At 37.0% G+C, this 25,531-nt stretch carries 24 protein-coding genes; 16 read left to right on the top strand and 8 right to left on the bottom strand.

Annotated elements, in window-relative coordinates:
- Positions 1-449: 449 nt before the first annotated feature.
- Positions 450-2,180, bottom strand: coding sequence for an arginine--tRNA ligase (gene argS, locus H1X92_RS13875; protein ID WP_180560705.1), 1,731 nt, complete (start codon positions 2,178-2,180; stop codon positions 450-452).
- A 523-nt stretch (positions 2,181-2,703) separates the two neighbouring features.
- Between argS and cutC the strand changes: the two genes are divergently transcribed.
- Positions 2,704-3,462, top strand: a complete 759-nt coding sequence (gene cutC / locus H1X92_RS13870) for a copper homeostasis protein CutC (protein ID WP_180560704.1) — start codon at positions 2,704-2,706, stop codon at positions 3,460-3,462.
- A 42-nt stretch (positions 3,463-3,504) separates the two neighbouring features.
- Here cutC and cmoB read toward each other — a convergent pair whose 3' ends face one another.
- The 3 genes from cmoB to H1X92_RS13855 all read right to left on the bottom strand — a co-directional run bounded on the left by cmoB (position 3,505) and on the right by H1X92_RS13855 (position 5,758).
- Positions 3,505-4,476, bottom strand: a complete 972-nt coding sequence (gene cmoB / locus H1X92_RS13865; RefSeq protein WP_180560703.1) for a tRNA 5-methoxyuridine(34)/uridine 5-oxyacetic acid(34) synthase CmoB — start codon at positions 4,474-4,476, stop codon at positions 3,505-3,507.
- The gene (gene cmoA, locus H1X92_RS13860) at positions 4,476-5,231 is read right to left on the bottom strand and encodes a carboxy-S-adenosyl-L-methionine synthase CmoA (RefSeq protein WP_180560702.1); all 756 of its coding nucleotides are present in this window, start codon (positions 5,229-5,231) and stop codon (positions 4,476-4,478) included. Before cmoA ends, cmoB begins: the two co-directional genes overlap by 1 nt.
- Positions 5,232-5,359: 128 nt before the next feature.
- Positions 5,360-5,758 (bottom strand): MAPEG family protein, encoded by a 399-nt coding sequence (locus H1X92_RS13855; RefSeq protein ID WP_180560701.1) that lies wholly within the window; start codon positions 5,756-5,758, stop codon positions 5,360-5,362.
- A 272-nt stretch (positions 5,759-6,030) separates the two neighbouring features.
- On the opposite strand from H1X92_RS13855, the gene aspS reads away from it, so the two are divergent.
- The 8 genes from aspS to H1X92_RS13815 all read left to right on the top strand — a co-directional run bounded on the left by aspS (position 6,031) and on the right by H1X92_RS13815 (position 13,191).
- Complete coding sequence (gene aspS, locus H1X92_RS13850) at positions 6,031-7,794, top strand: aspartate--tRNA ligase (protein WP_180560700.1); 1,764 nt, start codon at positions 6,031-6,033, stop codon at positions 7,792-7,794.
- 5 nt (positions 7,795-7,799) lie between these two features.
- Positions 7,800-8,237, top strand: coding sequence for a dihydroneopterin triphosphate diphosphatase (gene nudB, locus H1X92_RS13845; RefSeq protein WP_180560699.1), 438 nt, complete (start codon positions 7,800-7,802; stop codon positions 8,235-8,237).
- 30 nt (positions 8,238-8,267) lie between these two features.
- A complete protein-coding gene (locus H1X92_RS13840) occupies positions 8,268-9,011 on the top strand; it encodes a YebC/PmpR family DNA-binding transcriptional regulator (protein WP_180560698.1) in 744 nt (247 codons plus the stop codon).
- A gap of 89 nt (positions 9,012-9,100) precedes the next feature.
- Positions 9,101-9,622 (top strand): crossover junction endodeoxyribonuclease RuvC, encoded by a 522-nt coding sequence (gene ruvC, locus H1X92_RS13835; RefSeq protein ID WP_180560697.1) that lies wholly within the window; start codon positions 9,101-9,103, stop codon positions 9,620-9,622.
- 71 nt (positions 9,623-9,693) lie between these two features.
- Complete coding sequence (gene ruvA, locus H1X92_RS13830; RefSeq protein ID WP_180560696.1) at positions 9,694-10,308, top strand: Holliday junction branch migration protein RuvA; 615 nt, start codon at positions 9,694-9,696, stop codon at positions 10,306-10,308.
- A gap of 22 nt (positions 10,309-10,330) precedes the next feature.
- Positions 10,331-11,347: a Holliday junction branch migration DNA helicase RuvB gene (gene ruvB, locus H1X92_RS13825; RefSeq protein WP_180560695.1), complete on the top strand. Its 1,017-nt coding sequence runs from the start codon at positions 10,331-10,333 to the stop codon at positions 11,345-11,347.
- Between the two features lie 401 nt (positions 11,348-11,748).
- The gene (locus H1X92_RS13820) at positions 11,749-12,357 is read left to right on the top strand and encodes a lytic polysaccharide monooxygenase (RefSeq protein ID WP_180560694.1); all 609 of its coding nucleotides are present in this window, start codon (positions 11,749-11,751) and stop codon (positions 12,355-12,357) included.
- Positions 12,358-12,636: 279 nt separating this feature from the next.
- Complete coding sequence (locus tag H1X92_RS13815; protein ID WP_180560693.1) at positions 12,637-13,191, top strand: Ail/Lom family outer membrane beta-barrel protein; 555 nt, start codon at positions 12,637-12,639, stop codon at positions 13,189-13,191.
- 100 nt (positions 13,192-13,291) lie between these two features.
- On the opposite strand, the gene znuB is transcribed toward H1X92_RS13815, so the two are convergent.
- Both znuB and znuC read right to left on the bottom strand, forming a co-directional pair.
- Positions 13,292-14,077, bottom strand: a complete 786-nt coding sequence (gene znuB / locus H1X92_RS13810; RefSeq protein WP_180560692.1) for a zinc ABC transporter permease subunit ZnuB — start codon at positions 14,075-14,077, stop codon at positions 13,292-13,294.
- A complete protein-coding gene (gene znuC, locus H1X92_RS13805; RefSeq protein WP_180560691.1) occupies positions 14,070-14,834 on the bottom strand; it encodes a zinc ABC transporter ATP-binding protein ZnuC in 765 nt (254 codons plus the stop codon). The genes znuB and znuC overlap by 8 nt, the downstream gene beginning before the upstream one ends.
- Before the next feature lie 74 nt (positions 14,835-14,908).
- Between znuC and znuA the strand changes: the two genes are divergently transcribed.
- The 3 genes from znuA (at position 14,909) to lpxM (ending at position 18,357) form a co-directional block, all read left to right on the top strand.
- On the top strand, positions 14,909-15,877 hold the full coding sequence (gene znuA / locus H1X92_RS13800) for a zinc ABC transporter substrate-binding protein ZnuA (protein WP_180560690.1): 969 nt from the start codon (positions 14,909-14,911) through the stop codon (positions 15,875-15,877).
- Positions 15,878-15,900: 23 nt separating this feature from the next.
- A complete protein-coding gene (gene mepM / locus H1X92_RS13795; protein ID WP_180560689.1) occupies positions 15,901-17,247 on the top strand; it encodes a murein DD-endopeptidase MepM in 1,347 nt (448 codons plus the stop codon).
- A 135-nt stretch (positions 17,248-17,382) separates the two neighbouring features.
- Positions 17,383-18,357: a lauroyl-Kdo(2)-lipid IV(A) myristoyltransferase gene (gene lpxM, locus H1X92_RS13790; RefSeq protein ID WP_180560688.1), complete on the top strand. Its 975-nt coding sequence runs from the start codon at positions 17,383-17,385 to the stop codon at positions 18,355-18,357.
- Between the two features lie 489 nt (positions 18,358-18,846).
- Here lpxM and pyk read toward each other — a convergent pair whose 3' ends face one another.
- Both pyk and H1X92_RS13780 read right to left on the bottom strand, forming a co-directional pair.
- A complete protein-coding gene (pyk, locus tag H1X92_RS13785; protein ID WP_180560687.1) occupies positions 18,847-20,289 on the bottom strand; it encodes a pyruvate kinase in 1,443 nt (480 codons plus the stop codon).
- Positions 20,290-20,526: 237 nt separating this feature from the next.
- Positions 20,527-21,195, bottom strand: a complete 669-nt coding sequence (locus H1X92_RS13780) for an SIS domain-containing protein (protein WP_180560686.1) — start codon at positions 21,193-21,195, stop codon at positions 20,527-20,529.
- Between the two features lie 340 nt (positions 21,196-21,535).
- Here H1X92_RS13780 and zwf point away from each other — a divergent pair, with 340 nt between their 5' ends.
- The 4 genes from zwf to H1X92_RS13760 all read left to right on the top strand — a co-directional run bounded on the left by zwf (position 21,536) and on the right by H1X92_RS13760 (position 25,371).
- A complete protein-coding gene (gene zwf, locus H1X92_RS13775; RefSeq protein ID WP_180560685.1) occupies positions 21,536-23,011 on the top strand; it encodes a glucose-6-phosphate dehydrogenase in 1,476 nt (491 codons plus the stop codon).
- A gap of 425 nt (positions 23,012-23,436) precedes the next feature.
- A complete protein-coding gene (gene mdtJ, locus H1X92_RS13770; RefSeq protein WP_180560684.1) occupies positions 23,437-23,847 on the top strand; it encodes a multidrug/spermidine efflux SMR transporter subunit MdtJ in 411 nt (136 codons plus the stop codon).
- A 1-nt stretch (position 23,848) separates the two neighbouring features.
- Positions 23,849-24,181 (top strand): multidrug/spermidine efflux SMR transporter subunit MdtI, encoded by a 333-nt coding sequence (mdtI, locus tag H1X92_RS13765; protein ID WP_180560683.1) that lies wholly within the window; start codon positions 23,849-23,851, stop codon positions 24,179-24,181.
- Between the two features lie 743 nt (positions 24,182-24,924).
- The gene (locus H1X92_RS13760; protein ID WP_180560682.1) at positions 24,925-25,371 is read left to right on the top strand and encodes a hypothetical protein; all 447 of its coding nucleotides are present in this window, start codon (positions 24,925-24,927) and stop codon (positions 25,369-25,371) included.
- Positions 25,372-25,531 lie beyond the last annotated feature (160 nt).

Genomic DNA, 25,531 nt, shown 5'->3' with positions numbered 1-25,531 from the left:
AACCATTCTCAATTCTATTACTATTATTTAAAAACGACTATTATTGAACTATAAAAATAACCATTTGATAATTAAGTTATCAGTAAACTGTCCATTTTGTCTGATTTGTCATAAAAACAAAAGTGTTAATCAATATTTCCTCGATGATATAATAGAAAATAGTTTTTATTGTTGTATGATGTTATGACATTTAATGATTTTTCATTCGCTAATTTATGAATAAAGCAGTGAGAATAGTGAGGTGAGGTTATGGATACTGATTTTAAGTATGGTTTATGTACTGCGATTGTTGCATTGTTAATGATTGTATCATTTGTTTCTTTTATTTTCTGACTATTAGGTTGGCTTAACTGTCTGCTCGGATCGTTACAACGATAATGGTTTTTGGCTTAACCAGTATAATGTAATCAGCAGGCTGCGCTATTGGCAGCCTATCGGTTAGTTGAGAATTACATTCTTTCTACCGTTTCAATGCCTAATGTGTCTAAACCAATTTTTAAGGTTTTTTGCGTCAGGAACGCCAGTTTTAATCGGCTTTCTTTTAAAGCGTTATTTTCTGCATTCAAAATTGGGCAATGCTCATAAAAACTTGAAAATAAACCAGCCAGATCAAATAAGTAAGCACACATAATATGTGGTAAACCTTCGCGCGCAACGGTTAGTATTGTCTCTTCAAATTGTAATAAACGCGTCGCTAGAGCTTGCTCATACTCATTAGCTAACATCACCGGCGCGGTTAGCGTTGCGGGATTAATATTAGCCCGTTTAAAAATCGAGGCCACTCGGGTATAGGCATATTGCATATAAGGCGCGGTATTACCCTCAAAAGCTAACATATTGTCCCAGTCAAAAATATAATCAGTCGTACGATTTTTCGATAGATCGGCATATTTTACTGCCCCAATACCAACCGCCTGAATAATTGATTGTAATTCCTCTTCTGGCATAGCTGGATTTTTTTGCCGGATAAGATGATCTGCCCGCTCAATCGCTTCATCAAGTAAATCTGCAAGCCGGATCGTTCCGCCTGCGCGAGTTTTAAACGGTTTACCATCTTTACCGAGCATCATACCAAACATGTGATGCTCTAATGACATTGTATCAGGGATATAGCCGGCTTTACGTACAATAGTCCAAGCTTGCATGAGATGTTGATGTTGGCGTGAGTCTATATAATACAACACCCGATCGGCGTGAAGCATTTCATGACGATATTTTGCGCAGGCAATATCTGTTGTCGTATAGAGATAGCCACCATCTTTTTTCTGGATGATCACCCCCATGGCATCACCATCTTTATTCTTAAATTCATCCAGATAAACAACCATAGCGCCATCACTTTCAACGGCTAATCCTTTAGCTGTTAAATCAGCGACAATATCAGGCAGCATATTATTATATAAGCTTTCACCCATCACATCGTCTTCAGTTAGTGTGACATTTAAACGCTGATAGGTTTGCTGATTTTGCGCCAAGGTAATATCAACCAATTTGCGCCACATTTTACGACAGTATTCATCACCAGATTGCAGTTTAACCACATAATTACGTGCCAGTTCAGCAAAATTTTCATCTACATCATAATGTTTTTTAGCTTCACGATAGAAATTTTCCAGATCAGCTAAAGCCATATCGGCAGCATTTTCTTGTTGAACTTTTTCTAGGTACGCAATTAGCATACCAAACTGGGTGCCCCAATCACCAATATGATTAGCACGTATTACTTTATGACCTAAAAACTCTAATGTGCGAGCGACAGCATCGCCAATGATAGTAGAGCGTAAATGGCCCACATGCATCTGTTTGGCAACATTAGGAGCCGAATAGTCAATAATGACGGTTTGTGGCGTAACGGCGCTAATAGCTAATTTTTCATGTTGTAAAGTAAGTTCGATCTGTTTGGCTATCCATTGCTTATCAAGAAAAATATTAATAAAACCCGGCCCCGCTATTTCAACTTTACTGGCAATATTTTCCAGCTTCAGTAGCGGTAGCATTTTTTCCGCTAACTGACGGGGAGGAATGCCGATTTTTTTAGCTGCAGACATGACGCCATTAGCCTGGTAATCACCAAATTGGGCTTTTGTTGAAGGGCGGATATGTGCATCACTACCTTTAGGAGCTCCTGCGGCAATTAATGCATTACTAATTTTTTCTGAAAGAAGAGCCTGAATATTCACCTGATTACCTTAATGATGAAGATAGCTGTCGTTTTCGACTTGGTAAGCTACAGCTATGAGAGACGAGATAAAAAATAGCTGGCTTTATACCATAATTAGCTATTCACATGCTACTAATCAACTATTTGATCGATAACTCTATTGTAAAAATAATATCAGCTAGGATCTTTTTTATCATCTTGCTAAATGACCATAGAGGATTTTTGCTTTATCTAACTTTAAAAATTGTACTGGTTCAAAAATTGCTATTTTGATTAGAAATATTAATTTAAAAAATAGGCTATGTTAAGTCTCTTTATTTTCCAGATTAAAATTTATCTTCATGAAAAGTTAAAGTTATATTGAAAATTTGTTATTAAAAGTTAATAACTGGTCAGAATAAAATATTATCCTTTTTGATTAAAATTAATTACTTGTCATAATTACTGTTTGAAAAATGGGTATTTTATTTGCAGAATAGTATGCTTATTAATTGATAACTAAAAAATAGAAATAACAATAATTAATCAGAGGTGGCAGTATTATGATAACCCTTGAAATTTGCTGCTATGGGGCGGAATGTGCCCTAATTGCGCAAGAATTTGGCGCAGATCGTATTGAACTTTGTTCTAGTCCAGCTGAAGGCGGCTTAACACCAAGTTATGGTTGTTTAAAACAAACTATAGATACAGTAAGTATTCCCGTTCATCCCATTGTACGTCCCAGAGGTGGGGATTTTTGTTACAGTGATAGCGAGTTTGAAGCTATTAAACATGATATTAATTTTATCAGGCAATTAGGTTTTTCTGGTGTCGTATATGGCATATTAAATCGAGAAGGACATATTGATATACCCCGCATGCGTATCTTAAAAGCCTTATCTGGTGATATGGCCGTTACGTTTCATCGCGCTTTTGATATGTGCATTAGCCTAAAACAAGCTTACGAACAGCTGACAGAACTTGGTGTTGCGCGTATATTAACTTCAGGGCAACAGCAGAATGCGGAATTAGGCTTACCGTTATTGAAAGAATTAAATGCATTAGCTGGTAAAACCCCAAATGGGCCGATTATCATGGCAGGTGCTGGGGTGAAATTGTCAAATTTACAGAAATTTATTGATGCCGGTTTACCGGAAGTACATACCTCTGCTGGAAAAGTGATGCCATCAAGCATGAACTACCGCAAAGCAGGGGTTACGATGAGTGCCAATATGGAGATGGATGAATTTACCCATTATTGTGTAGATCGTGATGTAGTCGAAGCAATGAAAAATTTATTAACGATTACTAATAATGACTGATAGGTAAGCTTAGCACAATGACGGTATTAAATACCGTCATGTTTACCTTTTTCTAGCAATTAAAATGGCGCGTAAAGGAGCCGGATAACCTTCTACTGTCAAATGAATGTTATTGGGGTCAAGAAAGTTTGCTAATGATTCGGTTTCCATCCAGTCGGTTTTTCGCTGTTCTTGTAGGGTTGTTACTGTTTGATCAACAATATGCACATCGCAAAAACCACATTTTTCTAACCAAATTTTAAGCATTTTTGCTGATGGGAGAAAATAGACATTACGCATTTGAGCATAACGATCATTAGGTATTAAGCATTGGTTTTCATCACCCTCAATAACTAAACTTTCCAATACCAGCTCACCACCGGAAATTAATTGATTTTTTAGTTGATAGAGATGATCTAACGGTGAACGCCGGTGATAAAGCACTCCCATTGAGAATACAGTATCAAAGGCAGCGAGCATTGGTAGTTGCTCAATAGCTAGGGGCAATAGATGAGCTTGTTGATTATTGCCAATTAATTTACGTACCGCAGCAAACTGACATAAAAATAGTTGGGTAGGATCAATACCGATGACCGTTTTTGCACCTTCACCAACCATTCTCCACATGTGATAGCCATTACCGCAGCCAACATCAAGTACCAATTTATCCGTTAATGGTGAAAGATAAGGCAGGATACGTTGCCATTTCCAATCCGATCGCCATTCGCAATCAATGTTAATATCGTAGAGAGAAAACGGGCCTTTACGCCACGGCATCAGACTTTTTAGCAGTTGGATGATCCGTTGCTTCTCTTTTGGACACAGTGGGCATTGGTTTTTAGCCATCACTGCGGTTTTTAGATCTAAGTTAGTGGGCGTTATGTCGGGCAGATTTTGCACTATTTTTTGCCAACTGTTGAATTTCCCATGTTGAGTGGTTTTTTTCCATTGCTTAATTTGGCAGGGCAGTGTTTCTAGCCAGTGACTCAGCGGCCCGATTGCGATTTGTTGATAAAAATGACCAAAATCTATCATCAATCTTGACCTTTGATAGCGAGAAGTGAACCAAAATTAAAACATTGAAACCATAAATCATAATGATTAAACCCTGCAGTACGCAGACGGGTTTTATGCTTGTCGATCGTGTCGGGTAACATGGTATTTTCTAGCATATTACGTTTTTGACTTATCTCTAGTTCACTGTAGCCATTGGCGCGCTTAAAATCATAATGCATATTAAACAGTAAAGACTCAATTTCCCCATCGCTAAAATTAAATTTTTCCGATAGTACTAAGACACCACCAGGGTTTAAACCTTGGTAAATACGGTTAATTAATTGCTGTCGAGCGGCTGGAGCAATAAATTGTAAGGTAAAATTTAATACCACCATTGAGGCATTTTGCATGTTGATATCGAGAATATCACCCGCAATGATTTCAACCGGCGTATCTGCTTTATAAGCATAAACATTTCGCTGGCAACGCTCGATCATCGCGGCTGAATTATCAATAGCGATTATTTTACAATTTTCAGCCTTGATATTACGGCGAATGGATAATGTTGCTGCGCCTAATGAACAGCCGAGATCATAAATTGTGCTATTGGCTGTGACAAAACGCGTCGCGAGCATGCCAATCATAGTGATAATATTTGAATAGCCAGGAACTGAGCGTTTGATCATATCAGGAAAGACTTCGGCAACTTTATCATCAAATTGCCAGTCACCTAAGTTAGCGATAGGAGTTGCAAATAAGGTGTCTCTCTGTTTATTTAAAATATGGCTGGGCATAACTTGTGGATCAATTAAATTGCAAACGGTAATTTATTCTAACAGATTTTGTGTTAGTACATAAATTAAATCTCATTAACATGGCAAAGCCGTTAAGTATGCCCATGTTAATGAAATAAGCACTAGTCTTAAAGATCAAATGAGAAAATTTGTATCCAAGGCAAATAATAAATGTTAACCAGAATCATTAAAATCATAGAACTGAAGGTTGTTATTCGACCAAAATAGCGCCAAGTACGTTCTCTATGTTTTAGGCCAAAGTAATAAAGAATTCTGGCGATGATAAAAATTAATCCACAAAAATGAATAGCCCAAACAGGCGCGCCGTTCATCTCCATCATTAATAATAACAACATAGAGATAGGAATATACTCAATTGCATTACCCTGAACGCGTATTGCTGTTTGTAATTCACAAAAACCACCGTCACCGTAAGTAACTTGATACTGAGTTCTGAGTTTAATGACTTCCAAAGATAACTTAAGCAATATTAAAGCGCTAAATACAATGTACAGAGAACTAACCATTTTTTTCCCCAATTTTATTAAGCAAAACAGCGAAATAATGATACATCTCAAAGCTGCAACTGTTACCATAAATATAGTATTTAAATCAATAAAAAGCTTTGAGATTGGCAAAACGCTAAAAGTTATTTATCCAATATGGTTAGGCGTACTTATTTCCCAATGGAATTTTCTGTATAATAGCAATATTTTTTGGTTGCGTTTAAATAAATAGCACTAAAATGACTAGTGCAAGCGACTCTGCAAGTTAAGTATGATGAGTAAAAGGATATCGTATGCGGACAAATTATTGTGGGCAATTAGGTGTTGCTCACATCGGACAAAAAGTAACTCTCTGTGGCTGGGTGAACCGTCAGCGCAATTTAGGTAAATTAATTTTTGTCGATATGAGAGATCGCGAAGGTTTAGTTCAAGTTATTTTTGTACAGGAAAATCATGCCGAACTTTTTACTCAAGCGTCACAGTTACGTAACGAATTTTGTATCCAGATCACAGGTATGGTACGAAAACGTGAACAAATCAATAAAGAAATACCGACCGGTGAGATAGAAATTGTTGCTGAAACATTGACGATCATTAATCGTGCTGAACCGTTACCGATAGATAGTAATCAACAAAATTCCGAAGAAATTAGATTAAAATATCGTTATCTTGATTTGCGGCGGCCGGAAATGGCAACGCGCTTGAGAGAACGGGCTAAAATTACCAGTTTTGTGCGTCGTTTTATGGATGCGGAAGGTTTTGTTGATATTGAAACCCCTATTCTGACGAAAGCAACACCGGAAGGGGCGCGTGATTATCTTGTCCCAAGCCGTGTGCATAAAGGCGAATTTTATGCCTTGCCACAATCACCTCAACTTTTTAAACAATTATTGATGATGTCCGGCTTTGATCGTTATTATCAAATAGTTAAGTGTTTTCGTGATGAAGACTTACGTGCTGATCGTCAACCTGAATTTACTCAGATAGACGTAGAAACCTCTTTTATGACGGCTGAGCAAGTTCGTGAGGTGATGGAACGTTTGATCCGTCATTTGTGGCAGGAAAATAAAGGTATTGAGTTAGGTACTTTTCCTGTAATGACTTTTGCTGAGGCCATGCAGCGTTATGGCTCAGATAAACCAGACTTACGTAATCCCTTAGAATTAATTGATATTGCTGATTTGGTCAACCGCGTGGAATTTAAAGTGTTTGCTGAGGCTGCCAATGATCCGAAAGGGCGTGTGGCTGCACTTTGCGTTCCAGGGGGAGCGACACTCACGCGTAAACAACTGGATGGTTATGCTGAATTTGTTGCTATTTACGGCGCAAAAGGGTTAGCCTGGATGAAAGTCAATTCACTGGCTGAAGATCAGGCAGATATTCAAAGCCCAATCGCTAAGTTTTTGCCACAACATGTGATTGATAATTTATTAGCCCTTACCCAAGCTAAGGCAGGCGATATTTTGTTATTTGGTGCCGGCAAACAAAATGTGGTCAATGATGCGATGGGAGCGTTACGGTTGAGAGTAGGGCGTGATTTAGCAATTACCCAAAATAACAGTTGGAAACCATTATGGATTGTTGATTTTCCGATGTTTGAAGAAGATGAGCACGGTAAACTTAATGCTATGCATCATCCTTTTACTGCGCCAAAAGATTTTACGCCTGAACAATTGCAAGCCAATCCTTTAGCGGCTGTTGCGAATGCCTATGATATGGTCATAAATGGTTATGAAGTGGGTGGCGGTTCAGTGCGTATTCATCACAATAAGATGCAACAAGCTGTTTTCCAAATTCTCAATATTAGCGAGTCAGATCAGCAAGACAAATTTGGTTTCTTATTGGAGGCATTACAATATGGAACGCCGCCCCATGCCGGTTTAGCATTTGGTTTAGATAGGCTTGTTATGTTGTTAACGGGAACAGAAAACATTCGCGATGTGATTGCGTTTCCAAAAACTACCGCGGCAGCCTGTTTAATGACCGATGCCCCCAGTGTGGCAAATCCGGCCGCATTAGCGGAGTTGGCGATAACTGTTAGTGAGAAAACTAAATAAATATTATGCAATATAAACGGCCGGAATCAGTATTAGTTGTGATTTATGTGCAATCAAGTCGCCAAGTACTGATGCTACAGCGGCGTGATGATCCGGATTTTTGGCAATCAGTTACCGGTAGTCTTGAGGATAACGAAACACCAATAGAGGCAGCATTACGTGAAGTTAAAGAAGAGATAGGCATTGATATTATTAAACAGCATTTAGCGTTAGTTGATCTGCAACACAGTCTCTATTTTGATATTTTTTTAAAATTTCGCCATCGTTATGCGCCAGGTGTAACCCAATGTAAAGAGCATTGGTTTTCTTTGGCCTTGCCGCAAGAGCAGGATATTTTATTGATAGAACATTTGGCTTTTCGTTGGTTACCCGCCGCTCAAGCTGCAGCATTGACCAAGTCATGGAGTAACCGTCAGGCGATTGAAAAATTTGTTCTAAAATGATTTTTATTGACGTATTTTGGGAGATATTTCATGGCAGGTCATAGTAAATGGGCCAATACCAAACACCGTAAAGCGGCGCAAGACGCTAAACGTGGTAAAATTTTTACTAAAATTATTCGTGAACTGGTAACAGCGGCTCGTTTAGGTGGCGGTGATGCTGCATCAAATCCACGATTGCGTGCGGCGATTGATAAGGCGTTATCTAATAATATGACGCGAGATACGTTAAATCGAGCCATCGCACGTGGGGTAGGTAGTGATGAAAATGACAATCTGGAAACGATCATTTATGAAGGCTATGGCCCAGGCGGTACGGCGGTTATGGTTGAATGCTTAAGTGATAATCGTAATCGTACCGTTTCTGATGTACGCCATGCCTTTACTAAATGCGGTGGTAATTTAGGTACCGACGGCTCTGTTGCTTATTTATTTACTAAACGTGGCGTGATCTCTTATGCGCCTGGTATTGATGAAGATAGCTTGATGGAGGCGGCATTAGAGGCTGGCGCAGAAGATGTTGAATCTTATGATGATGGTGCAATCGATGTTTATACTACGCTGGAAAACTTTGGTGACGTAAAAGATGCTTTAGATGCGGTCGGTTTTAAGGCTGAAGCTGCTGAAGTGACCATGATCCCGTCAACCAGAGCAAATTTAGATGCTGATACTGCGCCTAAACTTCTGCGTTTAATAGATATGCTGGAAGATTCTGATGATGTACAAGAAGTGTATCATAATGGGGAAATTTCAGATGAAGTTGCGGCTCAGCTATAATTAAATCAACTTTTTATATTAAGAGATAGCATGCTGATTATCAGTATGCTTTTTCTTTGCATGTTTAACCTACTTTGTGAGTCAAGAATATGGCAATTATTCTTGGGATCGATCCTGGTTCTCGGATTACCGGTTATGGCGTTGTTCGGCAACTAGGTCGACAATTGATCTATTTAGGTAGTGGTTGTATACGTACTCAGGTTGACGATCTGCCAACACGCTTACAGCGGATTTATGCTGGTGTTATTGAAATCATTACTCAGTATCAACCGGATAGTTTTGCTGTCGAGCAGGTGTTTATGGCAAAAAATGCCGACTCTGCTCTAAAATTAGGTCAAGCAAGAGGAGTGGCGATTTTAGCTGCGGTTAATAACCAATTGCCGGTCTTTGAATATGCGGCCAGACAAGTAAAACAATCTGTTGTGGGCACTGGAGCGGCTGAAAAAAAACAGGTTCAGCATATGGTGTGTTCAGTATTAAAACTGTCATCGCATCCTCAAGCTGATGCTGCAGATGCTTTAGCTATTGCGATTACACATTGTCATTTTAATCAAAATTTGGTGCGAATGGGTGATCCTCGGCTATTATTGGCCAAAGGACGCTTGCGTTAACAACTGGATATAAATCCAGTATTTTTTTATAATATAAGCATTAACAGAATAACCTAAAAGAGGAAATCGATGTGATTGGTCGCTTGCGAGGCACTATTTTGGAAAAACAGCCGCCTATTGTTTTACTCGAACTAAATGGTGTAGGTTATGAAGTTCATATGCCAATGACCTGTTTTTATGAATTACCTGAAATTGGTCAGGAAGTGATTTTGTTGACTCAATTTATCGTGCGTGAAGATGCGCAGCTTCTCTATGGTTTCAATGATAAGCAAGAAAGGGCATTATTTCGTGAATTAATTAAGGTGAATGGGGTAGGTCCTAAATTAGCCCTGGCCATTTTATCCGGTATGTCGGCTTATCAATTTGTTTCTGCGATAGAGCAAGAAGACATTACTAGTTTGGTGAAATTACCTGGTGTTGGCAAAAAAACCGCAGAACGGCTGGTGGTTGAAATGAAAGACCGCTTTAAAGGACTTAATGGCGATCTATTTAATCAAAATGCGATAGATTTACCTGGCTCGTCAGTTGCAAAACAAAATAGTCACGATATTGAAGCAGAGGCCGTTGCCGCATTAATTTCTTTAGGCTATAAACCGCAAGATGCAAGCCGTATGATTGGCAGAGTTGCTAATGGAGCTACTAACTGTGAAGCATTGATCCGTGAAGCATTACGAGCCGCTCTATAAATAACAAGTATGGGACAAATCTATGATTGAGGCTGATCGTTTAGTTTCTGCTGAGAATTTACCTGATGAAGAGGTGATAGATCGCGCCATTCGGCCAAAATTACTTACTGAATATGTCGGGCAGCCTCAGGTATGCCAACAGATGGAAATCTTTATTCAGGCGGCTAAATTACGCGCTGAAGCGCTTGATCACTTACTGATTTTTGGCCCACCTGGGCTTGGTAAAACAACCTTAGCCGGTATTGTAGCAAATGAATTGGGTTCCAACTTACGCACCACCTCTGGCCCGGTGCTGGAAAAAGCGGGTGATTTAGCAGCAATGTTAACCCATTTAGAGCCAAATGATGTGCTGTTTATTGATGAAATTCACCGTTTATCGCCAGTTGTAGAGGAAATTCTTTATCCGGCAATGGAAGATTACCAACTAGATATCATGATTGGTGAAGGGCCTGCTGCGCGTTCGATTAAAATCGATTTACCCCCCTTTACTTTAGTTGGCGCAACAACCCGAGCCGGTTCATTAACATCTCCGCTAAGAGATCGTTTTGGTATTGTCCAGCGTCTAGAATTTTATAATGTTGATGATTTACAAACAATTGTCTTACGTAGTGCTCACTTTATGGGGTTAGAAATCTCTGATGGCGGTGCGAGACAGATTGCGATGCGCTCGCGAGGAACGCCACGGATAACTAATCGTTTGTTGCGGCGAGTAAGAGATTTTGCTCAAGTAAAAGGCAATGGTAATATTGATAGTGCGATCGCTGCACAGGCATTAGATATGCTTAATGTTGATTCAGCCGGTTTTGACTATCTTGATCGTAAATTATTAATAGCGATTATTGATAAATTTATGGGTGGCCCGGTAGGATTAGACAATGTGGCGGCGGCAATTGGTGAAGAAAGGGAAACTATAGAAGATGTTCTTGAACCTTTTCTTATTCAACAAGGGTTTATTCAGCGTACTCCCCGTGGAAGAATAGCGACTGATCATGCATATCGCCATTTTGGGCTTAATAGAGATCATGATGACGCTAGCTAACCTTATTAGTGGTTTAAATTTATTGCTTGGAACTTTTTAATATAATTATGCTAATTATTTTTTATAGCAGCTTAACCTAAGGTTAAGCTGCTATTAATAATATATAGCTAAAGAATAATTTATTGCTAATTAGCATTTTTTATTTTGCTGAATTATTTTTATTTTTAATGAATCACTTATTTAATTACAGTGCTATTAATGTAAATTAGTGATATTTAGTTCGAATAAGACAATAATGAGTTAATATTAATGCAATTTATAATTAACTCTTTTTTATTAATTAATTATATTATTTTCATTGATATTATGGTCGTTGTTAAATGATAATTTTACGGTAGTTTTCATTATGTCTACTAACTATTTTTTAATAAATAAAATTAGCTAATTACGGAATAAACAGAATGAAAATAAAATTATCATTTGCAATGTTATCATTAGCAATATTAGTATTAATTAGTGTTGTAAGTTTTGCTGGCGCTACTACTCTCCCCACTCCTATGCATGGTTATATCGATTTTCCTGCTAGTCGGCCTTATCTGTGTTCATTGGGTAAAAATGGTAATTGTGGTGCGGTTATGGTTGAACCTCAATCCGTTGAAGGCCGTAAGGGTTTTCCTCGTCGTGGGCCAGCTGATGGGAAAATCGCAAGTGCTGGTCATCGTTGGTTTGGTGAGTTAGATGAGCAGAGCGCAACTCGCTGGACTAAAGTTGATGTTTCGCCTGGTAAAAATACCTTCTATTGGACGTTAACTGCTCCTCATAGAACGACTGGCTGGGAGTATTTCATTACTAAACAAGATTGGGATCCTAATGCGCCTTTAGCCCGTAGCTCATTTGATCTGAAACCATTTTGTAGCCGAACAGATGGTGGTGAAATGCCTTCATTTGAAGTAACAATTGACTGTAATGTACCCTATCGCACTGGTTATCAGGTTATTTTAGGTGTATGGACAATTTACGATACCGGAAATGCATTTTACCAAGTGATAGATGCTAATATGAAACCTTAGTTATTTTTTACAAAAAACTAAATATCATCATATTTAATGACAGTATTAATTATGTTGGAGGCAAGTGAAAATTTGCCTCCATGTTATTTTCTGTTACGAGTATCAGAGAATTTTTTTTTATTTTTATAAAATAATTTATTTTGGCTAGATAAATAAAATTTGACAAAAAGTTATTTGATTTTATATATCACAGAATCAATTTATTCACTATATTCGACGACTATTAAGTTCGTGTTATTTTTAATAAAAATAATTATTGCTTCAGGGAATAGAAGAGAAATGAAAAAAATATTAATTGCTGCTGTTGTTGTCACCATTTTTACCAATATAACTGTTTATGCTGCAGATAAAAATACTCTATCACTGGATTATGCGCAAAGTCATTTGCAATTTAAAGATGAAGAATTTAAAGATAGACCAAAAGGTATTAATATTAAATATCGTCATGAAATTGATAATCATTGGGGCTTTATAGGTTCATTGACTTATACCCATCAAGAAGATTATTTAAAACGAAATAATATTACGCTCGCTGATGTAGATATGTTTTATTCTTCATTGAATTTTGGTCCAAGCTATCGTTTTAATAAAAATATTAGCATCTATGGGTTAGTTGGTGCAGCTCGTGCTAGAATTGAGGCAAAATCACCCCAAATTTCTACTTTTAAAGATACGGAAACTGAATTAGTTTACGGGGTTGGTCTACAAATTAATCCGGTAAAAAACATCGCTATTGATGTTGCTTATGAATACAGCAAATTATCTTTTGAACATTCTAATTTAAGAGATATCAAATTCGGTACCTGGATGCTTGGTGTTGGTTACCGGTTCTAATTTGGAATCTAGTTAGCAAAACAAAAACTCACTATAAGTTATCCCCAAATGATTTATAGTGAGAAAGTGTGCTTTACGATTGATTTAACTCATTAATAGATTAGTTTTTTATTTTTATAAATAAACTTAATACAAATAAAACACTTGCGCAGATCACAACCGAAGGACCAGCTGGTGTATCGTAATAGGCAGACAATCCCAATCCTGCTGTCACAGCAAACATACCGATAATTATAGCGGCTACTGCCATTTGCTCTGGTGTTTTGGCAAATCGTCTGCCAGTAGCGGCAGGAATAATTAATAATGATGTAATAATTAAAGCGCCAACGAATTTCATGGCAATACCTATGGTAAGGGCTGTAACCAGCATTAATAGTACTTTAAGCTGCTGTATTTTTACTCCATCAACAAAAGCTAAATCCTGATTAACCGTTATTGACAGTAAATTACGCCATTGCCAGATAATAATTGAGCATACAATAGCAACACCTATCGCAATTGAAAAAATATCTTCCGTGGTTACCGATAACAAATCACCAAATAAATATGCCATCAAATCCATACGCACATTGGCCATTAAACTAACGACTACTAATCCAAGTGACAGGGAACTATGTGCCATTATGCCTAATAGGGTATCAATTGCCAGTTGTGGCCGCTTTTCTAGCCAGGCTAATAAGATGGCAAGAATAAGCGTGATAGCAATAACAGCATAAAACAGATTTACATTGAGTAATAAGCCAAACGCAATACCCAGTAATGAAGCATGAGCGAGAGTGTCACCAAAATATGACATACGCCGCCAGACAACAAAAGAGCCAAGTGGTCCTGCGGCAATGGCCAACAACATACCGGCTAACCAACCCGGTAGTAATAGTTCAATCATGATGACAGCTCCCTGTAGGTTTATCATCAATATCATTATCTAAATCGCATTGATGATTATGATGATGATGGCGATAGATACCTATTTGTTCTACTCCACGATGGCCAAACATGGCAATAAATTCGGGATCTAAAGCCACATCCTCAGGTCGACCAGAACAGCATATTTGTTTATTAATACAGAATACCTTGTCAGTTTTTGCCATTACTAGATGGAGATCATGTGAGATCATAAAAATCGCACAATTTAATTCAGTGCGAATATCATCAATCAGATTATATAAAGAGACTTGACCATTGATGTCTACGCCTTGCGTAGGTTCATCTAAAACCAGTAATTGTGGTTGATTAAGTAGGGCACGAGCAAGGAGAACACGTTGAGTTTCACCACCTGATAATTTTTGCATTTGTTGTTCGATAAGATGATCGGCACCGACACGGATTAAAGCAGGAATAATATAAGTGGTTTTTACCCCCGGTTTTAATGTCATGAAACGTTTAACTGTCAATGGCATCGTGCTATCTAGTGACAATTTTTGCGGTACATAACCAATGCGTAATTTAACCTGGTAAATTATTTCTCCTTCGCTGGGAGTAATTAGGCCGAGGACTACTTTTGCCAGCGTAGATTTACCAGCACCATTTGGCCCCAATAATGTTAATATTTCTCCCGTATGTAAATCAAAGGAGATGTTTTCGACAATTTGGTGTGTACCAAAACTCACAGCAATATTTTTTAGGCTTAATAGCGTTTGCATGATAAATAATTCTTGCAGGATGGTTAAAATGTTATAATATAACATTATCAAAATTAGTCTATGGAAACTATCCTATGTTACACAAAACAAAAAAAATTGTTCAAAAAATTATGGGAAAAAAACGCATTCTTGCTGGACTGTTACTCAGTTTCTTATCTACTGCTCATGCTGATGTTGTTACTTCAATTCGTCCGTTAGGTTTTATTGCCGCAGCGATTACCGATGGTGTCACTAATGTAAAAATATTATTGCCTGATGGTGCTTCACCCCATGATTACTCCTTAAAACCCTCCGATCTGGCAAAGATCAAAACCGCCGATCTTTTTATTTGGGTGGGATCAGACATGGAAACTTTTTTAGAGAAACCATTAGCACAGTTACCCATTCAAAAACGGATCGCATTAACCAATGATCCGGCTATTAAAGCACTTTTGTTGAAAAGTAGTGATGAAACTACACCGGCAAATAATAAAAACGCTCATGGTCACCATCATGATGCACTTCATAACCATCATTCACATGGTGAGTATAATATGCACATCTGGTTGTCACCACAGATTGCGCGGATTACCGCTAACATTATTCACCATCATTTAGTGGCTTTATATCCTAAGTATAAAAAACAGTTGGACGTAAACCTTCGTAAATTCGATGAGAAATTGACGCAAACTGATAAAAATATTGCTAAGATGTTACAGTCGGTTGGAGATAAGCGATATTTTGTTTTTCATGATGCCTATGGTTACTTTGAAAAGCGCTATCATTTAGCCTCATTAGGTTATTTTACTATTAATCCTATCATTCAGCCGGGCGCCCAAAGACTATATCAAATAAGAACAATGTTGGCTCAGAAAAAAGCAGTTTGTGTTTTTGCTGAACCACAATTCAGGCCAGCGGTGATTAAAGCTGTTATAAAAGATACCGATGTACGAATGGGGACATTAGATCCATTAGGGAGTGGCATCGGATTAAATAAGGATAGCTATGTAGAATTTTTAACAGCGTTATCTAATCAATTTAAGAGCTGCCTGGATAAAAACTAGAAGGAATGTAATACGTGCAGCAGATGGCGAAGACTATCGTTCAGGTATATGGCAATTTGCCTAAACCGCATAAAATTATGCTAGGCACATTGACCATAGCAACCTTGGCTGTCGCAATTTGGCGGCCAGTTGTTATTCAGCCCGATGATAAAGATGAAAATGTCTCACAAGAATCGCCAATAAAACCGGGTATAATTCTTGGTAATAAAGATAATAGTGAAACTAATAGCAGCCAGGTCGATAACTCAGATACTGATGATATTATTACCGATAGCAGCGAACAGTTACCTGATGAAGGGGTAACTGATGAGAAAGGGGCTGATACACCCGATGAGCATGTTGTTTCAAACGGTGATAATCTGACTAGTATTTTAACTCAGTATGGTTTAGATGCTGGTGATGTTGCGGCACTTTCTAATCAACACCGAGCTTTACGTAATTTGCAAATAGGGCAGACGTTAAGCTGGGAATTAAATAAAGATGGCGAATTACAGACACTTACATGGATTATTTCGCAGCGTGAAACACACGTCTATACTCGTCAAGGTAGCTCTAGTACTTTTAATGAAGAGAAACAAATTCGTCAAGGCGTTTGGGCTGATAAGATTATCCAAGGTAAAATAAACGGTAATTTTACCTCCAGTGCAGTTAATGCAGGCTTAACTTATAACGAAGCGCGTGGAGTGTCTAAAGCACTACAATGGCAGATTGATTTACGTAAACTAAAGTCTGGCGATAAGTTTTCAGTCTTACTAAGTCGCGAAATGCTTGATGGGCACAGTGAACAAAGTCGCTTGTTGGGTGTTCATTTATTAACTAATGGTAAGAATTACTATGCTTTTCGAGCTGAAAATGGTCGTTATTATGATAGTGAAGCTAATGGCCTAGAGCGAGGTTTCCTACGTTATCCTACCGCTAAAACTTTTAGAGTCTCTTCTCCTTTTAGCTTGCGTCGTGTCAATCCAGTAACAGGACGTCCTGCTCCTCATCAGGGCGTAGATTTTTCTATGCCTGTTGGGACACCGATCCTAGCGGTTGGTGATGGTGAAGTTATTGTGGCGAAATATAGTGGAGCGGCCGGTAATTTTATTGCAATTCGCCATGGGCGTCAGTATACCACTCGTTATATGCATCTACGTAAATTATTGGTTAAACCAGGTCAGAAAGTCAAAAGAGGTGAACGCATTGCATTATCTGGCAATACTGGACGTACTACCGGACCCCATCTTCATTATGAATTATGGTTTAATCAGCGCGCAGTTAATCCATTAACGGCTAATTTACCTCACTCAGGTGGTTTAGCAGGGAAAGATCGCCAACTTTTTCTGGCATCGGTTAAAGAGAATAAATCGAAACTGGCAACCAATTAATCTAATTTTGTGAGTTAATTAGGTTGTGAAATGATATTTTATTTACTGCCGTAATTATTTTTCTATAAATCACAAGGTTAATATTATAATGTGTCTTAGACTTTAGATTTTTATACGTTGTATTTGAGTGTACTAATGAATAAAGAACAGGATACAGATAGTAAACTTGGTTATATTCCTACCTTTCATCGTATTTACCTACATCCCAAATATTGGGGGATGTGGGTGGGTGCGCTGCTATTAGCAATTACTGCTTATTTACCTCTTAAGATACGCGATCCATTACTGGCAAAAATAGGCAAGTTAATTGGTAGATTAGCAACAGGCTCCCGTAGGCGGGCAAAAATTAACTTACTCTATTGTTTTCCTGAATTGACAGAGCACCAAAGAGAAAAATATATTGATGAAATGTTTGCTGTGGCGCCGCAAGCGTTTGCTATATTGGCCGAATTAGTTTTACGCGGTGTAGATAAAACTTTATCGCGAACGCATTGGCATAATATGCAAATTATTGAACGACTGAAAGAACAACAGCGTAATATCATTTTTATGGTACCTCATGGTTGGGCGGTTGATATACCAGCCATGTTATTAGCGGCTCAAGGTCAAAAAATGGCGGCCATGTTTCATCATCAAAATGATCCAGTGGCCGATTATTTATGGAATAAAGCACGTCATCATTTTGGTGGTCGTTTGCACTCTCGCGAAGCAGGTATCAAACCGTTTATTGCTAGTGTTAGGCAAGGTTATTGGGGATTTTATTTACCTGATCAAGATCATGGTAAAGAACATAGTGAATTTGTTGATTTTTTCGCAACTTATAAAGCAACTTTACCGGCATTAGGGCGGTTGAAGAAGGTATGCCAAGCAGAGATTGTGCCGTTATTTCCGGTTTATGATTATAAAACTCATCAATTACATATTTATATCCGTCAACCAATGGTCGATATTGCCGGGCAGAGTAATCACTATATTGCCAGGCGCATGAACGAAGAGTTGGAATATTTAGTTAAACCTTATCTAGCGCAATATACCTGGATATTAAAATTATTAAAAACACGTAAAGCCGATGAAATAGAGCCATATTGTCGCGATGATCTTTATCGATAAAGATACCGCTTGATAAACTATCAAGCGGTTAAATTGTTGCTGTTTTAGTAAGTTAATTTCGTTATCTTTATATTTTTATCCTGCTAACCTAATGGCGAATAGGTCGGTTAAAAACTGATTTCGCCTTTAGTTACGCTAAGCCTTTCATTATAATAATTAACCAGACGTTTAATAGAAATATATCTACCCGATGGATGTGATGTATTAGTGTTTTTATATGCCATCATGCTAGCTTCATTGATAATATGATCCACATTAACATTCATAATATTATGCGTGCGATTGAACCTCGATTATGTAAACTTAAACTCTGACCATTAAAAAAGTCAATTTATTAACGTAAATCTGACTGCCTTTGCCGATGGTAAATTTTATTACTATTTTTTCGCCAGGCTTGATCCCTTTACCAGTAAAATCAAGATAGTGATAATTTCAGATAATAAAAACCCCGTATATATAACGGGGGTTAAATATATTAACAGCATATAATTATTCGACTTTTAATATTCGGCAGGTATTGGTACTTCCAATCTGACCCATTTGATCGCCTTGTGTGACTAAAACTAAATCAGCGGATTGAATATAATTTTTTTCCCGCAAACATTGGATGGCATTTTTTACAGCATTAATTGTATTAGTATCCTTATTACAATAAATTGGTGTTACGCCACGGTAAAGTGCACACTGATTTAATGTTTTTTCATGATAAGAGATAGAAAAAATCGGTAAACCTGAGCTGATCCGAGACATCATACAAGCAGTACGACCTGATTCTGTCATGGCAATAATTGCTTTTACCCCTTTTAAATGATTGGCTGCATACATAGCTGACATAGCAATTGCTTCTTCTATGCTGTCAAATAGATCATCGAGGTGATGTTTGGCAATATTGATACCAGCCATTTTTTCTGCGCCAAGGCAAACTCGAGCCATGGCTTCAACGGTTTCAGCTGGATATTGGCCTGCTGCTGTCTCGGCAGATAGCATAACTGCGTCAGTGCCATCCAGCACAGCATTAGCAACGTCCATCACTTCAGCTCGAGTTGGCATCGGATTTGTGATCATTGATTCCATCATTTGCGTAGCAGTGATGGCGATACGGTTTAGTTGACGTGCTCGGCGTATCAGTTTCTTTTGTACACCGACCAATTCCGGATCACCAATCTCAACGCCCAAATCGCCTCGAGCAACCATCACCACATCTGAGGCTAAAATAATTTCGTCGATAACTTTGTCACTGGCAACCGTTTCAGCTCGCTCTATTTTAGCGACAATTTGACAATCACAACCGGCTTCTTGAGCCAGGCGACGAGCATAGTTTAGATCTTCAGCGCAGCGGGGGAAAGAAACCGCTAAATAATCGACACCGATCTGCGATGCGGTTAAGATATCGGCTTTATCTTTTTCTGTTAATGCCTCTGCAGATAGGCCTCCACCGAGTTTATTGATCCCTTTATTATTTGAGAGTTGTCCACCAACCGTCACTTCGGTTAGAATTTGCTGATCCTTTACCGTAAGTACTTTTAATTGAACACGTCCATCATCAAGTAACAGAATATCGCCTGATGCCACATCATTGGGTAAACCTTGATAGTCAATGCCGACTTTTTCTTGATTACCTTCACCTTTGGCTAAATTGGCATCTAAGATAAATTTGTCGCCGATATGAAGGAAAATTTTTCCTTCTTTAAATGTTGAAACGCGAATTTTAGGTCCTTGCAAATCACCAAGAATAGCGACATGTTGTGCTAACGATTTTGCAAGTTCACGTACTTTTTTTGCCCGTTGTAAGTGATCTGCCGGTGAACCATGAGAAAAGTTTAGACGTACAACGTTTGCACCGGCTTTAATCACTTTTTCCAAATTATTATCACGATCAGTTGCAGGACCGAGAGTAGTAACAATTTTTGTTCTTCTAAGTCGTCTCAACATTTATAACTCCGTTGACTTATTAAAATTGGTGTTGGTTGATAGGTTATTACATAGAAATGAAATCAATCCCTTTATTAAAGTGTGCTGTTGTATCATTTAAATGCCTTAGATAGAGAGAATATTTTTTTGTAATAAAACGAACAAATTTATAGTTTGCTGATATTGATCTGCTTTGCTAAATGTAAATAGCACTAGAGTTTATCAGGACATGTATCATGTAATATATCTTTACGCGCTTTAGGTTATCGCTAAAATTTTCCCCACGATGGAATTAGAAGTGGTAATAGCAATGACGACAGCATCATTGTCTTTAGCAAGTTTAACTAGTTCAATCAAGTTGTTAGTATGTCCAGTATGAGAAATGAAATTCACAACTTCGCTATCTCGAAAATTGATACAATATAGGCGTTGTATTATGACATTATCGAAATAGATCACTGTAATATTAAAAGGTAAAAATTTACCCATCTTGTCATGAGCAACTGCTACTAAGCAACCTAAACCAAAGAAAACCATTTTTTTTGCATGGGTGAATAGAGCTATAGCACGATTAATGCTTGAGGTATTTAGGTTATCTTTTAAAATACCTAATTCAATGATGACTGATTCAGCGATTTTTTGCCTAAAGGGAATGTAAGTATCATCTGGATCAAGCAGACGGCTAACATAAGATGTTCTATTGATAAGGTTTTGTGCTAATCGTAATCTAAAATCAGGAAAACCTTTAGTTTCCATTCTACAGCAAAAACGGTTTACAGCAGGGTTGCTCACATTAGTCAATTTAGTTAGGGTTGCAATACTGAGGTGAATAGCTTTTTGCGGGCTTGTAGGTATTGAATTGGCAACTTTCTTTTCTAATTTTCTGAGATATTCAAAGCTATTATTTATTGGTTCTAATATGTTCATACGGAAAGCGACCTGTTTTACTAATATTGCAAAAAAGTGGCGTCTTGTTACTTAAGTCAAAATATACTACGCGTTGTTTGGTCAGTAATGAAAAAAAGAAAGTTATTAACTGGATTTTATTAAAAATATGACGGGCGTCTAATTTACTTGGCATTTTAGTTTAATAAATATGAAAAAGTAAAAATTATATATAACTAATCAAATTTATTGCGAATTATTTTTTGAGCAAAATAAAATATCGTGGTTTTGTTTACCTGATCGAGTCAAAAAGGTACATTAATTTTCTCGATTGAAGTTATCACAGCACTATAAAATTGGTGTTTAAGGAGAATTCCCTACCATGGCGATTAATAAAGCTGTTCAGGCATGTAATTTAATTATTTTCGGCGCAAAAGGAGATTTGGCTCGCCGCAAATTATTGCCTTCCCTTTATCAATTGGAAAAAACGGGTTATATCCATCCTAATACACGTATTATAGGTATTGGCCGAGCTGAATGGGATGCTGCTGCCTATATAAAGGAAGTTAGAGAAGCGTTAGAAACTTTTTTAAATGAGAAAATCGAGCTTGGTTTATGGCAAAAATTAAGTGAACGTCTTGATTTCTTTAATTTAGATGTTGAGGATTTGAACAAATTTAATTCACTAGCAAAATATCTTAAGGGCGATCACAAACCAGCTATCTATTATTTTGCTATGCCCCCAACAACTTTTGGTGCTGTTTGCCATGGTCTAGGACATGCTGGCCTTAATAAAAAACCCAATCGGGTGGTCATGGAAAAACCTTTAGGTAGTGATCTTGCCTCTTCCCAACAAATAAATAATGAAGTTGCTAAATATTTTAAAGAGAGTCAAATTTATCGTATTGATCACTATTTAGGTAAAGAAACAGTGCTCAATTTATTAGCATTACGTTTTGCCAACTCTTTATTTATCAATAATTGGGATTATCGCGCGATTGATCATGTACAGATCACCGTTGCTGAGGAGGTTGGTATTGAAGGCCGTTGGGGTTATTTTGACCAGGCTGGGCAGATGCGTGACATGGTTCAAAATCATTTATTACAAATCCTGACGATGATTGCTATGTCACCGCCTGCGGAATTAACTGCAGATCGTATACGGGATGAGAAAGTTAAAGTATTGCGTTCATTACGACGCATTGATTATAGTAATGTGCGTGAAAAAACCGTACGAGGTCAATATACATCAGGTTCTGTTCAAGGCAAAAAAGTGGTCGGCTATCTTGCAGAGGAAGGCGCAAATACATCAAGTAAAACCGAAACTTTTGTGGCCATTCGGGTTGATATTGATGATTGGCGGTGGGCGGGTGTACCATTTTATTTAAGAACAGGCAAACGGTTAGCGGCAAAATGTTCTGAAGTGGTGGTTTATTTTAAAAAACCGGCGTTAAATATTTTTTCTGATTCTTATCAGGATCTACCACAAAATAAATTAACTATTCGGTTACAGCCTGATGAAGGAATAGATATAGAAATTTTAAATAAAGCGCCGGGACTTGAGCATAAACATCATTTACAGACGACAAAATTAGATCTGAGTTTTTCTGAAACTTTTAATCAAATCCACTTGGCTGATGCATATGAACGCTTATTACTAGAAGCTATGCGGGGCATTCAAGCACTGTTTGTCCGTAGAGATGAAGTAGAAGAAGCATGGAAATGGGTAGATTCTATTATGGAGGCTTGGGCAAAGGATAATCAACCGCCTAAACCCTATCAAGCTGGTACCTGGGGGCCGGATGCTTCTGATGTGATGATCACCAAAGATGATCGCTCATGGAATGCGTTTGAATAGTTTTTATCTATTTGTAGGGTAATATGCTGAGGTTTATTACCCTTACAGTGGTAGGATTTTTGCATTTTAGCTGGAATTTATTATAATTATTTGAGTAAATACAATGGTTATGATATAAATAGCTTAGTATTTATTCTATCAATAGTGAGGATTCATAGTATATCATACGGATGGGCCGTGTGATGCATGAATAAAATATTATGTCTAGCGCCAAAAGCGTCAAAAATCAACGTAGTAGCTATCATCTTTTCTTATCAAATATATCCATTATTTCTAGTGAACATCACTGGTGTGGTGCTTTGTAGCGTCTCCTGTCGCTAATCGGTTTTATCGATAATTGGTTTTTAATTTAAATCATCACTTAGTTATTGGCAACTTAGGTATTTATCTATTGCTTTGATGATTGCCAATAAAAGGAGAATATAATGATTTATTGGATATTTTTAGCATTAGCTATTGTCACAGAAGTTATTGGTACTTTATCAATGAAACATTCCAGCGTCAGCGGTGATCTGACTGGTTTATTGGTAATGTATTTTATGATTGCGTCATCTTATATATTACTGGCGATGGCGGTAAAAAAGGTTGCTCTTGGAGTGGCTTATGCTCTTTGGGAAGGTATTGGAGTAATTTTTATAACAGCATTTAGTGTTCTGTTATTTAATGAATCATTATCGCCAATGAAAATTATTGGATTAGCGTTACTTATTGTGGGGATAGCGCTTATAAAATCAGGTACAAAAAAAGCAAGTTCATTACAGGCGATTAAGCAGGAAAAAAAAATTACGCCAAAAATGCCATTAAATAGAATGACTAAAGTCGTAAAGGAGGCATAACATGTTAGCAGAATATCAATGGTGGCATGGTGCCTTTCTGTTTCTAGCCGTTATTTTAGAAATAGTAGCTAATATTTTTTTAAAGTTTTCAAATGGATTCAAGCGACTTTGGATTGGCGTCTTATCTTTAATTGCCGTTTTGGGTGCCTTTAGTGCATTAGCTGTAGCGGTAAATGGAATTGAACTTTCCATTGCTTATGCACTTTGGGGAGCTTTTGGTGTGGTAGCTACGGTTGCCGCTGGTTGGATCTTATTTAATCAACGGTTAAATTACAAAGGTTGGGGCGGTATTATTCTATTAATCACCGGCATGGTCGTTATCAAACTGGCATAATCTTATTTCATTTGCTAGGACATAGGACAGAATACGGTTTAGTGATAGCTGATAAATGTAGAGGATTTATTTTTACCGCTGTCTACATATTGGCCATTTATAACAATAAATAACCCTGCTATTGCGGGGTTATTTTTATTAGTTAAAACTCTATAGATACAATTTAGTATTGAAATTTATCTGCGAGAAGATAATAGCAGACTAATTTTTTACGCAGGTTTAACAAGTTGTTTTCTATTCTGTCAGATTTTGATTGCCCTTATGATTTCAATTATTTAGAGATTTAATAAATTTTAGTTATTTATTCTCAATCTTTTAATTAAAATATTTTCTATTCTTGAATGGATAACAAATCTAATTGTTATTTATTATGCTTATTTGGCAACTATCTTCTTTGTTATTATTATAATTTCTTATTATATTAATTATTATTTCAATGTTATTATAATATTATATTTATCATTATAAGTTATTTTAATTTGTTATTTGTTTGAATTATATATAAATAATAATATGATTTTATTATAATATTTAATATTGTTTTGAAAATTTTTTATAACTTAGATTGGTTCTTTTTTTATTTATATTATTTAAATATAAGCAATAATATGTTTTATAACTCTTTATTTATAATATAATCAATGTGTGAGTTCAATAATAGAATAGGCTAATATAAAAGGTTTAAATTATTTTTACTCATGTATGCAATTACTAATAAATAAATTTTAAATAGGATTTTATCGATGGAAAAAATATATATACAAGAAAAAGAAATTAGTAATAATAGTTTTAAACACTATAATGTAGGTATGGCAGTTTATGATTATGCATTAAATATTTGGCAAGGATTTCGCGTAAAAATACATAGAGATGGAAGTGTGACGCCTGGACACGATTTTATTGCGCAACCTAAAAAAGATACCAGTGCAACCGTACTTCATACATTCACTATTGAAGACAGTAAAGTGGCATCTTTTAGTTTTTCTATCAGTACAGAATATAATCCAAATGGTAATGACTTAATTACCGGCAGCTACACATCTGTTAAAAATAAAGATTCAGATAAAGTTGAAATTATTGATTTCAAATACGATACCAATAGTGGACTTAAACTGGTTTTAGAACCACTGTTTGAAGGTAGTGATCAAGATCCTAACTGGGATTTTTTAATGACAATAACTGCATGCTAAAGCATATAATCTAATATTAATAAATAATAATATTTTACTATTATAACAATATAAGATACCAATCAGTATCATAATTAATCCTGACCATCTTAACCTCCAAAGGGTACTCCCACCGACATAAGGTGGGAGGGGAATTTGGTCGGGCTTGAAAAGCCCGAAG

Source organism: Arsenophonus endosymbiont of Apis mellifera, assembly GCF_903968575.1.
Taxonomy (GTDB): Bacteria; Pseudomonadota; Gammaproteobacteria; order Enterobacterales; family Enterobacteriaceae; genus Arsenophonus; species Arsenophonus apicola.
This window is presented reverse-complemented; position numbering and strand designations above follow the sequence as displayed.